The sequence below is a fragment of the Solicola gregarius genome, assembly GCF_025790165.1.
Lineage (GTDB): Bacteria > Actinomycetota > Actinomycetes > Propionibacteriales > Nocardioidaceae > Solicola > Solicola gregarius.
Map to the genome: position 1 here is coordinate 702,830 of NZ_CP094970.1, position 11,913 is coordinate 714,742.

General features: G+C 68.8%; 8 protein-coding genes. 1 reads left to right on the top strand and 7 read right to left on the bottom strand.

Annotated elements, in window-relative coordinates:
* Positions 1-15 precede the first annotated feature (15 nt).
* From L0C25_RS03545 to L0C25_RS03565, 5 genes are all read right to left on the bottom strand, one after another.
* Entirely contained in the window at positions 16-1,212 is a 1,197-nt protein-coding gene (locus L0C25_RS03545) for an acyl-CoA dehydrogenase family protein (RefSeq protein WP_271635008.1), read from the bottom strand.
* 130 nt (positions 1,213-1,342) lie between these two features.
* Entirely contained in the window at positions 1,343-1,600 is a 258-nt protein-coding gene (locus tag L0C25_RS03550) for a DUF6752 domain-containing protein (protein ID WP_271635009.1), read from the bottom strand.
* A complete protein-coding gene (locus L0C25_RS03555) occupies positions 1,567-3,156 on the bottom strand; it encodes a hypothetical protein (RefSeq protein ID WP_271635010.1) in 1,590 nt (529 codons plus the stop codon). The genes L0C25_RS03550 and L0C25_RS03555 overlap by 34 nt, the downstream gene beginning before the upstream one ends.
* Before the next feature lie 238 nt (positions 3,157-3,394).
* Complete coding sequence (locus L0C25_RS03560) at positions 3,395-4,372, bottom strand: HpcH/HpaI aldolase/citrate lyase family protein (RefSeq protein ID WP_271635011.1); 978 nt, start codon at positions 4,370-4,372, stop codon at positions 3,395-3,397.
* Between the two features lie 239 nt (positions 4,373-4,611).
* A complete protein-coding gene (locus L0C25_RS03565; protein ID WP_271635012.1) occupies positions 4,612-5,496 on the bottom strand; it encodes a DMT family transporter in 885 nt (294 codons plus the stop codon).
* A gap of 90 nt (positions 5,497-5,586) precedes the next feature.
* Here L0C25_RS03565 and L0C25_RS03570 point away from each other — a divergent pair, with 90 nt between their 5' ends.
* Entirely contained in the window at positions 5,587-7,848 is a 2,262-nt protein-coding gene (locus L0C25_RS03570) for an FdhF/YdeP family oxidoreductase (RefSeq protein WP_271635013.1), read from the top strand.
* Between the two features lie 96 nt (positions 7,849-7,944).
* On the opposite strand, the gene L0C25_RS03575 is transcribed toward L0C25_RS03570, so the two are convergent.
* Complete coding sequence (locus L0C25_RS03575) at positions 7,945-10,437, bottom strand: polynucleotide kinase-phosphatase (protein ID WP_271635014.1); 2,493 nt, start codon at positions 10,435-10,437, stop codon at positions 7,945-7,947.
* Positions 10,434-11,834: a 3' terminal RNA ribose 2'-O-methyltransferase Hen1 gene (locus L0C25_RS03580; RefSeq protein ID WP_271635015.1), complete on the bottom strand. Its 1,401-nt coding sequence runs from the start codon at positions 11,832-11,834 to the stop codon at positions 10,434-10,436. Before L0C25_RS03580 ends, L0C25_RS03575 begins: the two co-directional genes overlap by 4 nt.
* Positions 11,835-11,913: the final 79 nt, after the last annotated feature.

Consider the following 11,913-nt stretch of genomic DNA (forward strand, 5'->3'; position numbering starts at 1 on the left):
CCGAGTCTAGGCCGATCAGCCCGCCTTGTACTCCTCCAGGAGCCGGCGGCCGATGATCATCCGCTGGATGTCGGCGGTGCCCTCGCCGATCAGCAGCATCGGTGCCTCGCGGTAGAGCCGCTCGATCTCGTACTCCTTCGAGAACCCGTAGCCGCCATGGATGCGGAAGGACGCTTCGACCACCTCGGCGCAATACTCGCTCGCGAGGTACTTCGCCATCCCCGCCTCGAGGTCGTTGCGCTCACCGGAGTCCTTCTTGCGGGCAGCCCCCACGACCATCGCGTGCGCGGCTTCGACCTTCGTACCCATCTCCGCGAGCCGGAAGAGTACGGCCTGGTGCTCGGCGATCTTCTTACCGAAGGTCTCGCGCTGCTGGGCGTAGTCGATGCCGAGCTCGAACGCACGGTTCGCCACGCCGACGCCACGCGCCGCGACGTTGACGCGCCCGACCTCCACGCCGTCCATCATCTGGTAGAAGCCACGGCCGGGCGCTCCACCGAGAACCTGTTCGGCGCCGATCCGATGCCGGTCGAGGATGAGCTCGGTCGTATCGACGCCCTTGTAGCCCATCTTCTCGATCTTGCCGGGGACCGTGATGCCCTGCGCGGTCTCACCGAATCCGGACTCCTTCTCGACGAGGAACGTCGTCAGGTTCTGATGCGCCTTCTCCTTGCCCTCGTCGGTCTTGACCAACAGCGCCACGAGGTTCGCCGAGCCGCCGTTGGTGAGCCACATCTTCTGCCCGGTGATCTCGTACGAGCCGTCGTCCTGTCGGGTCGCCTTCGTCTTGATCGCCGAGACGTCGGAGCCCAGACCCGGCTCGGACATCGAGAACGCACCGCGTACCTCACCGGCGGCCATCCGCGGAAGATAGTGCTGCTTCTGCTCTTCCGTGCCGTGCTGCATCAGCATGTACGCAACGATGAAGTGGGTGTTGATGACGCCCGAGACGCTCATCCAGCCGCGCGCGATCTCCTCGACGACGAGGGCGTACGTGAGCAGCGACTCACCGAGGCCGCCGTACTCCTCCGGGATGGTCAGCCCGAAGAGGCCGAGCTCCTTGAGCCCCTCGACGATGTCCGTCGGGTACTCGTCGCGGTGCTCGAGCTCGGTCGCCACCGGCAGAATCTCATTGTCGACAAAGGCGCGAACCGTCTTGAGGATCTCTTCCTGGACATCGGTGAGACCTTCGGTGGACACGAGGCGACCCATGCTGGGACCTTCCTTTGCAGGTGACGAGGCGTACGCGCCCGGCGGTTTGGAGCGCAGTACTGGGGCCAGAGTATGGCCGCCGGCCGCTGTTGCGGCCATGACAGGGCTCACACCGGCCGGAGTGCCGAGCTCAGAGCTGCGCGCGGTACTTGTCGAGCAGCTCGTGCACCGAGTCGTCGTCGCGATCTGCCAGGGGGATCAGCAGCTCGGTGACGACGTCGGTGAGCTCGGCCAGCCGCCGGTTGAGCTCGCGGTTCTCCTGCACCTCACGCTCGAGGACCGCGATCCGCTGGCGCATCGACTCGACCCGCTGCACGAGGTCGTCGCCCTCGTCCGTGGGCACGATCCGGCGCTTCACTGCGCCGAGGCGCTTGCGTACTTCTCCCATGTCACCACCATCCATGTATATCGAGGTTCGGCTATTCCCGACGGCTCCTGCACCTGCCGCTCGCGTACGCGCCCACCCGAGGCCTCGATCTCCTCGACGAGGACGCTCTCCGGCGCGGGCCGGAGCAGGCGCTGACCGAGGTCGTCGCGGGTGCCGCGTTGGTCCGGGTCGACGACCTGGAGATAGATACAGGTGCCGTCGCGCCCGATCATCCTGCACAGCCGCCAGAAGTTCCGCCGACCGCGGCGATCGAGCGAGCAGGTGAGCAGCCGGGCCGTCACCGCCTTGCGACCCGGCTGGCGCGAGACCCAGGCGCCGATCGCGAGCACCGAGCGCATATCGCACAGGTTGAGCATCGCGAACTCCGCGCCGAGACCGAGCTCGGCGGCCCACTTGTTGCCGTACCGCTCCGCCGTATGGGAGTAGTCGAGCCCGATCGCGCGCTTGCCGACGGAGGCGTTCCACAGCACGTCGATGCCGCGCCCGGAGCCGACGTCGACCACGGTGTCCGCATCGGGCTCCGCGTCGGCGACCCACTGCGCGAACGGGGTGGGGCCGACCTTCGGCCGGTTGCGGGCGCGGTTCCAGTAGCGGTCCCAGTCGTCGCGGAAGCGTCGGGTGCCGCGGAACCACCCGTCGAGGCGGCGACGGGTCGAGGTCGGGGTGCCGAAGTGGAACGCGGGGTCGGGAACCCGCCAGCTGGGGCCGTACGTGATCTCCAGCCAGGCGTCGGCGTCGGCCGGAGCCGGCAACGTACGCCCCTCGAGCGTCGTGGTGCCGAGCGGGTAGACCTGCGACCAATCGAGGTCGGCGGCGATCTCGCCCATGACGTACAGGGTGCCGTCGACGAACGCGGCACCGAACACGTCGAGCCCGCGCTCGGAGCCGTCTTCTTCCTCGACGTAGATCTTCATCGCGAAGGCGGAGTGTCGCTGCACGGAGTAGCCGCGCTCACGCAGGTGCCGGTCGATGCGGTACGACTCCCGGATCAGGTCGACCGGGCTGGTCAGCCGGCTCACGTACGCGAGGTCCGCGTCGCTGTCGTGCCCGATCAGCGTGCCGTTGCGTACGGCACCGAGCAGGGTGCCGTACGCGGGGAACGCCTCGATGCCGATCTCGCGCAGCCCCTCGAGAACGTCCTCGATGGTGTCGAGCAGCGCATCGCGGTCGCGCGGATCACCACCGGCGAAGACGCGTTGCAGCTCTCCGGTCTTGTCCGTCGCGAGCGGTCGGCCCTCACGGTCGGTGACCGAGATGGACCCGGTCGAGTCGCCGAACGAGATGTGGTCGTCGAACACGACCGTCTCGTCGACGTGCTCGCGTACGACGATGCGCGCCGTGCCGTCGAGGTACTTGACCAACGACCGCGGCCAGGGCACCAGCCGCTCGCTCTTCGACCTCTCCGCCGGCTGCGAGTCGCGGAGGAACCAGAACGACCAGATCCGGCGATCGTCGAAGAGGACGTCGTACACACCCTCCTCGGTGCCCGAGCCCGAGACGCCCTGCTGGTCGATCCGGGTGACGCGCAGCCCGGCGCGCTCTTCGGTGGTGTTCATCGCAGCCCACACGTACGCGGGCCGCGCACGCAACACTCGACGACAGCCATCGACTCCCTCATCTCCATGCCGACCACCACGAACGAACCGTGTGCAGCCGAGCCCTCCACCGCGTCGTCGCGACGGACATCGCGACGGGTGGTCGCCGTCGACGGCTAGCCCACCCCAAGAACGACGCCCGCACGGCGTCGATGGTTGCCAGCATATTGCCGGTAGATGTACGCCGGCGGAAATCAGACTACTCCGCGGGCGGCTGCCAACGATCGGTGCGCTCCATGCCGGCCGCGCGCCCCTTCGCCGAGATCACGAGGGCCATCTTGCGTGAGGCCTCGTCGATCATCTCGTCGCCGAGCATCGCGGCCCCCATCTTGCCGCCCGCCTCCGACGTACACCAGTCGTACGCGTCGAGGATGTTCTCGGCGTGGTCGTAGTCCTCCTGGCGCGGGCTGAACGTCTCGTTCGCGGCCGCGACCTGGTCGGGATGGAGGCACCACTTGCCGTCGAAGCCGAGCGCGGCCGACCTTCCCGCGACCTTCCGGAAGGCGTCGGTGTCGCGGACCTGGAGATACGGGCCGTCGATGGCCTGCAGGTCGTGCGCGCGGGCGGCCATCAGGATGCTCATCAGGATGTGGTGGTACGCGTCACCGACGTCGTACCCGGGCGGCTGCTCCCCCACCACGAGCGACTTCATGTTGATGCTCGCCATGAAGTCGGCCGGCCCGAAGATGATGGTCTCGACGCGCGGGCTCGCGGTGGCGATCGCATCGACGTTGATGAGGCCCTGCGCGTTCTCGATCTGCGCCTCGATGCCGATCCGGCCGGGCTCGAGTCCGGTCTCGGTCTCGATCTGGCTCAGCAGCAGGTCGAGCGCGACGACCTGCTCGGCGCTCTGCACCTTGGGCAGCATGATGCAGTCGAGGTTCGCGCCGGCGCCCTCGACGACCTCGATGACGTCGCGGTACGTCCACTGGGTCGTCCAGTCGTTGACGCGTACAACGCGGACCTTCCCGCCCCAGCCACCCTCGTTGAGTGCGGCGACGATGTTCTTCCGGGCGTCGGGCTTGGCGAGCGGCGCGACGGCGTCCTCGATGTCGAGGAAGACCTGGTCGGCGTCGAGCCCCTTGGCCTTCTCCAGGAACCGGGGGTTCGAGCCGGGTACGGCCAGGCAGGACCGACGCGAGCGCAGCGGCGTCGACTCGGACATGGACTCAGACATGCAGAACCTCTCCAGATGGGTTGCCACCGGACTGTAACCGTTCGCCGCCGAGGTGGGGAGGTGCGCCGGGGGTGACGTTGTGCACAGGCGCCGGGCAGGGCGCGTACGCAGGGTGATGGCGGCGCGGTCGGCGGCACCTTTACCATGTTTACATGGTAAGGGTTCACTTCGCATGGTGGATTCACCGCGCCAAGTGGATGATTACCATGTAAACATGGTAAACGTACGTCGATCCGGCCTCAGTCGGCGGGCCCGACCGGCGCCTCGTCCTCGCTCGGCGGTCGCCGGGTCACGACCACGGCGAGTCCGGCGATGATGAGGCCGAGCCCGACGTACACGCCGACCCCGGGGGTCTGACCGAGAAAGACGCCGGCGAGCAGCGCGGCGCCCGGCACCTCGAGCAGGATGATCAGCGAGACGAGCGTCGGACTCATGACGGCGAGCAGGTGGTTGAAGAGCGAGTGGCCGAACAGCTGGCTCGCGACCATCACACCGACGATCGCCGCCCACGTACGCGCATCGAACCCCACGAGGTCCTGCCCGGTCGCGAGCGCGAACACCAGGAGTACGGCCGCGCACGCGGCGTAACAGGTGGCGGTGTACGTCGTGGTGGTGACTCGCCTGCGTACGGACGCACCCGTCATGGTGTAGAGCGCGGCGAACGCGCCCCCGCACAGGGCGAGCAGATCGCCGGCAAGGGCCCGACTCGAAAGGCTCAGGTCGACACCGGAGACGACCACGACGCCGCCGAACGCGAGCGCCAGGCCGATGACCACTCCGCGGTCGGCGGGCGTACCGCGGAGGTGCTCGAAGAACACGATCCAGCCGACCTGAAGGCAGACGAGGGCGGTCGCCGAGGCGACCGACGTCATCTTGAGCGAGGTGACCCAGGTCGCGAAGTGGCAGGCGAGCATGCTGCCGGCGAACACGATCGCCCGGACGTCGCGGTACGTCAGGGCGCGCAGCTCCCGTCGGCGTACCGTCGCCGCCACCGGCACCAGCAGCCCCGCCGCCATCGCATTGCGCCAGAACGAGATCGCAAGGGCGGGCGCGTTCGCTCCGGCCATCAGCGGCCCGGATGCGGACACGCCGCAGACACCGATCAGCGCGAGCACTACGTTCACCGAGCAAGTGTCGCTGACGCGGGGACGTACCCGGCCGGCCGGTTCGAGTCCATCACTGACACACCGCCGGGTGCGGAGTTACGGTGAGACATGAGTGGAAAACAGCGCGGATCCGACGGCCTCGAGGTCGGTCGTCCGAAGCGGGCGGCGGCGGGGGTCACTGGCGTTGCGGTCTCGATGCGCCGCTCGCTCGAGCAGATGGGAGTCGGCCGGAGCGCACGTACCCTCCTCAAGCTCAACCAGGCCGACGGATTCGACTGCATGAGCTGCGCATGGCCGGATCCCGATCCGGAGCACCGGCATACCGCAGAGTTCTGCGAGAACGGCGCGAAGGCCGTCGCGGAGGAGGCGACCAAGGCGCGGGCAACGCCGGAGTTCTTCGCTCTGCATTCGCTCGAGGAGCTCGATGCGCAGTCCGAGCACTGGCTGGGTCAGCAGGGCCGCATCACCCATCCGATGGTCAAGCGGCCGGGCGGTACGCACTACGAGGCGATCGAGTGGGACGACGCGTTCCGGCTGGTCGCCGACACCTTGAACACACTCGACTCGCCCGACGAGGCGGTCTTCTACACGTCGGGCCGCACCTCGAACGAGGCCGCGTTCGCCTACCAGCTGTTCGTACGCGCGTACGGCACGAACAACCTGCCCGACTGCTCCAACATGTGCCACGAGTCGACGGGAACCGCGCTCGCGGAGTCGATCGGCATCGGCAAGGGCAGCGTGAACCTGCGCGACATCTACGATGCCGAGCTGATCGTGATCGCGGGACAGAACCCTGGCACCAATCACCCTCGGATGCTCACCGCCCTCGAAACCGCGAAACGCCGGGGCGCCAAGATCATCGCGGTCAACCCGCTGCGCGAGGCCGGCCTCGTCAACTTCCGCAACCCGCAGCGACCGCGCGGCGTGGTCGGCCGCGGCACCGACCTCGCCGACCTGCACCTACCGATCAGGATCAACGGCGACCTTGCCTTCTTCCAGGCGCTCGGCCACCTGCTGGTGGAATGGGACGCGATCGACGAGGACTTCGTTGCGGAGCACGCCAACGGGTTCGACGCCTGGCGCGATCACGTACGCGCACTCGACTGGGACTTCGTGTGCGAGACCACCGGCCTCACCCGCGAGCAGATCACCGAGGCCGCCGCGATGGTGCGCGACTCGAACGCGACGATCTACTGCTGGGCGATGGGTCTCACCCAGCATCACAATGCGGTCGCCACGATCCAGGAGATCGCGAACGTTGCGCTCGCGCGCGGCGACATCGGCAAACGCGGCGCCGGCCTGTGCCCCGTACGCGGGCACTCGAACGTCCAGGGCGACCGGACGATGGGCATCTGGGAGCGAATGCCCCCGTGGTTCCTCGATGCGCTGCGTGACGAGTTCGGGTTCGACCCACCTCGCGAGCACGGCCTCGACACCGTCGACTCGATCCGAGCGCTGCGCGACGGCCGGGCGAAGGTGTTCTTCGCGCTCGGCGGCAACTTCGTCCATGCCGCGCCCGACACCGGGGTGACCGCCGCCGCACTGCGATCGGCCGAGCTCACCGTGCAGGTCTCGACCAAGCTGAACCGATCGCACCTCACCTGCGGCGACACGGCGCTGATCCTGCCGACGCTCGGGCGTACGGAGACCGATGTCCAGGCGGGCGGAGAGCAGTTCGTCAGCGTCGAGGACTCCATGTCGGCGGTCCACGCGTCGCGCGGCCCGCTCGAGCCCGCATCCGAACACCTCCGCTCGGAGGTCGCGATCGTCACCGCGCTCGCGGAGGCGACACTCGGCGACCGGCACGGCCTCGACTGGGCGGGCATGCGTGCGGACTACGGGCAGATCCGGGCGCACATCTCCCGGGTCGTACGCGGCTGCGAGACGTACCCCGCGAATGTCGACCGCCCGGGCGGCTTCGTTCTCCCCCATCCGCCGCGTGACTCGCGTACGTTCCCGACCGACTCCGGAAAGGCGGAGTTCGCGGTGTCGACCGTCGAGGCCCTGCAGGTCCCCGAGGGACACCTGCTGCTGCAGACACTGCGCAGCCACGACCAGTTCAACACCACCATCTACGGCCTGAGCGACCGCTACCGAGGGATCGAGGGCGGCCGCCAGGTCGTGTTCGTCAACGCCGACGACCTGGTGGCGTTGGGCATCGCCGACGGCGCGACCGTCGACCTGGTCTCGCACTGGGACGGCGTCGACCGGGCGGTGCACGGCTTCCGGGTCGTTTCGTACGACACGCCGCGGGGTTCCGCCGCGGCGTACTACCCGGAGACCAACCCGCTCGTACCGCTCGACTCGACGGCGGCGGGCAGCAACACGCCGACGTCGAAGTCGGTCGTGATCCGCCTCGTACCGGCCTGAGCGCAGAGGCCTTGCGAGTGGCGCAAGTCCGTTACACACAGTCGGTTTCGGCAACGGATCTGCGCCACTCGCGAGCTCCCGAGACTGTCAGGGGCTTCAGAGGCGGGGGTCGATCGGCTCCGACTCGAGTGCGAGTACGCCGAAGACGCACTGATGCACGCGCCAGAGCGGGTCACCCGCCGCCGTTCGCTCGAGGCCCTCGAGCCCGACGGCGTACTCACGTAGCGCCAGCGACCGCTTGTGCCGAAGGTTCCGCCCGCGCAGCCGGTCGAGGTGGTCGAGGTAGTCGGGCCCGTAGATCAGCCGGAGGTACGCGGGTCCGCGTACCTTCACGCCCGGCTGGACGAGCCCCTTCGGACCACGCACCAGGTTCGCGTACGGCTTGACCACCATGCCCTCGCCGCCGTCGGACGTGAGGCCGTCCCACCACTGCGCGGCGGCCGCGCACGAGGCCGCGTCCGCGAGGTCGACCACGACCCGTCCGGTCGGCGCTATCAGGGTCGGCGACGCCTCGACGAGCCGGTCGGCGATCGCGAGATGCCAGGCGTGGTCCTGCTCCTCGTACGTACGCCCGCTGGACGCGAGCAACTGGAACGGCGCGAAGCGCAAACCCTCGAGCCCTTCCGTCGGCCAGCAGTAACGGCGGTACGCGGCGGCGAACGACTCCGCGTTCGCGAGCCGTCCGCGCGTGCGGGTGAGCAGGTCTCCGACCTCGAGACCTCGCGCCTCTGCCGCGTCGAGTACACCGACCACGTGCGGAAGCGCGTCGCGTGCCGCGGCGGCGACACCGGCGTACTGCGAACGGATCAGCTCGAGCGCCTTCAGCGACCACGGCATCAGCTCGGCGTCGAGCAGCAGCCAGTCGGTTTCGAGCTCGTCCCAGAGTCCGGCGGACGCCGCTGCCGCGGCGAGCCCGCTCAGCAGCGGCTCCGCGATCTCCGGCCCGAAGAACGCCCGCCCGGTACGCGTGTGCAGCGCGCCGGAGCCGTCGCGACGCACGAGCGCGACCGCTCGCGAGCCCATGTGCTTCTCCTCGCACATGACCCGGTCGACGCCTTCTCCCCGGAAGTAGTCGAACGCCTGGTCCGGATGCTCGAGCACATCGCCCGACGGCGACGTCGCGCACGGTGACATCGTCGGCGGCAGGTACAGCAGCGCGTCCGGTGGCATCGCGAACCGGCTCATCACCTCGAGCGCCGCCGCGGCATTCTGCTCGCGTACCGACACCCGCCCGTGGCGTCGCGTCTCGATCACGCGATCACCGAGAACGTCATCGATGCGCAGCGAGTTCGGGTCACGCGCGTTCGCCGGATCGAGCGGCCGCGCCGGCTCATACCACTGTTCGTCCGCCTCGACCGAGACGAGCTCCCGCTCCGGATACCGCAGTGCGGTCAGGCGACCGCCGAAGACGCAGCCGGTGTCGATGCAGATGGTGTTGTTGACCCACTCCGGCGCGGGGATCGGCGTATGCCCATACACGACGGTCGCCGCACCGCGGTAGTCGTCGGCCCACGGATATCGGACCGGAAGCCCGAACTCGTCGGTCTCGCCGCTGGTGTCGCCGTACAGCGCGAACGCGCGCACCCGCCCGGACGCACGGTTGTGGTACGCCTCCTTCAGCCCGGCATGTGCAACGACGAGCCTGCCGTCGTCGAGTACGACGTGCGCGACCAAGCTGTCGCAGAACTCCAACACTCGCTGACGAAACTCGTCGGTCTCCGCGTCCAGCTGATCGAGCGTCTCCGCCAGCCCGTGCTGTGGCGACGGAGCCTTGCCGCGCAGCGCGCGTACCAGCTTCGCCTCGTGGTTTCCGGGTACGCACAGCGCCTCGCCGGACTCGACCATGCCCATGACCAGGCGCAGCACTCCCGGACTGTCCGGGCCCCGGTCGACCAGGTCACCGACGTACACCGCCTTGCGACCGGGCGGCGGGGTCGCGCCGACCGGACGCCCCTGATCGTCGCGTCGCAGCTCGTAGCCGAGCTCGGTGAGCAGCGTCTCCAGCTCGGCACGACAACCGTGTACGTCACCGATGACGTCGAACGGCCCGTGCTCGCAACGATTGTCGCTACGCAGTCGCTCGGTGACGATGGTCGCCTGCTCGATCTCGTCGTCCGTCTGCAGCACGTGCACGACCCGGAAGCCCTCACGCTTCAGGTGCTTCAGCGACTTGCGCAGCTGACCGCTCTGCCGGCGTACGACCCGGGCGCCGAAGTCACGATCGGCGCGCGTCTCGTTCCGGCCGATCGCGGTGTCGGTGTCGACGTCGAGGACGATCGCGACCGGCAGCACGTCATGGTCGCGTGCCACCTGCACGAGCGAGCCGCGCGCCGCCTGCTGCACGTTCGTGGCGTCGACGACCGTCAGCAGCCCGCGGGCGAGGCGCTTGCCCGCGATGTAGTCGAGCACGTCGAACGCGTCCTTGGTGGCCGCCTGGTCGTTCTCGTCGTCGGAGACGATCCCGCGACAGAAGTCGCTCGACAGCACCTGGGTCGGCGCGAAGTGCCGTGCCGCGAACGTCGACTTGCCGGAGCCGCTCACGCCGATCAGCACGACGAGCGACAGCTCGGGGATCCGCAGCTCCGTCACGATGCGTCCTTCCGGGTGAATACCGCCAGCTGGGTCGGTGCGCCCAGTCGTTCGTCGACGTCGCCGATGCCCTCGATCCGCGCCGCGTACGCGTGCGTGTCGCAGATGCGCTCGACCCAGGCGGCGAACTCTTCGCGCCCCCACTCGAAGCGGTGGTCGTGATGCCGCAGCGTGCCATTCGCCAGCCCCTCGTACGCGGCGTTGTAGTCGGCGTTCGGAGTCGTGACGAGCACCGTCGCCGGAGCCGCGGCGGCGAACACGTTCTGCTCGGCGGACGGCAGCAGCGCAGGGTCGAGGTGTTCGATGACCTCCATCAGCACGACCGCGTCGTACCCCGCGAGCCGGTCGTCGCGGTACGTCAGGGACGTCTGCATCAGGGTCAGGCGGTCGCGCTGCCGTTCGGTCATCTGCTCGACGTGCAGGCGCCTCGCGGCGCGTTCGAGTGCGTACGCCGACACGTCGGCCCCGACGAGCTCGGTGATGCCGCGTTCGGTGAGCAGTGCCTCGAGCAGCGCGCCCGAACCACAACCGAGATCGACGACCCGCTGTGCACCCGACCGACGGAGCTCGGCAACGACGGCCTCGTGCCTAGCCCGGAACAGCGGCGTTGCCGCAGGCCGCTCGTCGTACACCACGTCGTCGACGTCGGCGAGCCGCTCCAACGCAGGGTGCCACAGTCGTCCCTGGTGAGCGAGGTACCGCTTGGCGATCAGCTCGCGTTCGGGGTGGCCGGCGAGCCACGACCCACCCGCGCGTACCAGCTTGTCGACCTCGTCGTCGCCGACCCAGTAGTGCTTCGCGTCGTCGAGAACCGGGAGCAGCACGTACAGGTGGTTGAGCGCGTCGGCGAGCCGAGCCGTTCCGGAAAGCCTCAGGTGCGCGTACGCGGAGTCGCCCCACTCCGGCAGCTCCGGGTCGAGCGGTACCGACCGCGAGTCGACGGACCAGCCGAGGGGACCGAACAGTCGCTCGGCGAGATCGGCGCCTTCTGATCGCGCCCGTCCACCCGCTTCCTTACACCGAACGCTCGGCAGCTCGATGTCGAGTGGAATCGCGGTGTCGGCCAATGCCTGCCGATCGTCGCAGCGGCCGTTGAGTGCCGTGCGGAACACCTTGCCCATCGCCACCGACAGCAGCGACGAGCTCGCGTACGGCCGGTCGTTCACGTACTGGCCGAGCGCGAATCCTTCGCGCAGCTTGCCCTTTCCCCGCGCGAGACCGATCGGGTCGACCTCGAGCATCAGCGCGGCGGTCGTACGCTCCGGCGTCGCCTCCGGGTAGAAGACGTGCGCCACTCCCCCGTACACGTCGAAGCGCTGAACACGCCCGGGATGCTTGTGCAGCAGGTAGCCGAGGTCGGTCGCATCGGGCATGGTGGTGGTGACGGTCAGCAGCACGCGGCCATTCTGTCCCACACCCACGACCCGGGCATCCGGGTTTCGGCGCGGCCTCGAACAGGTCGACGCCTTGACGATC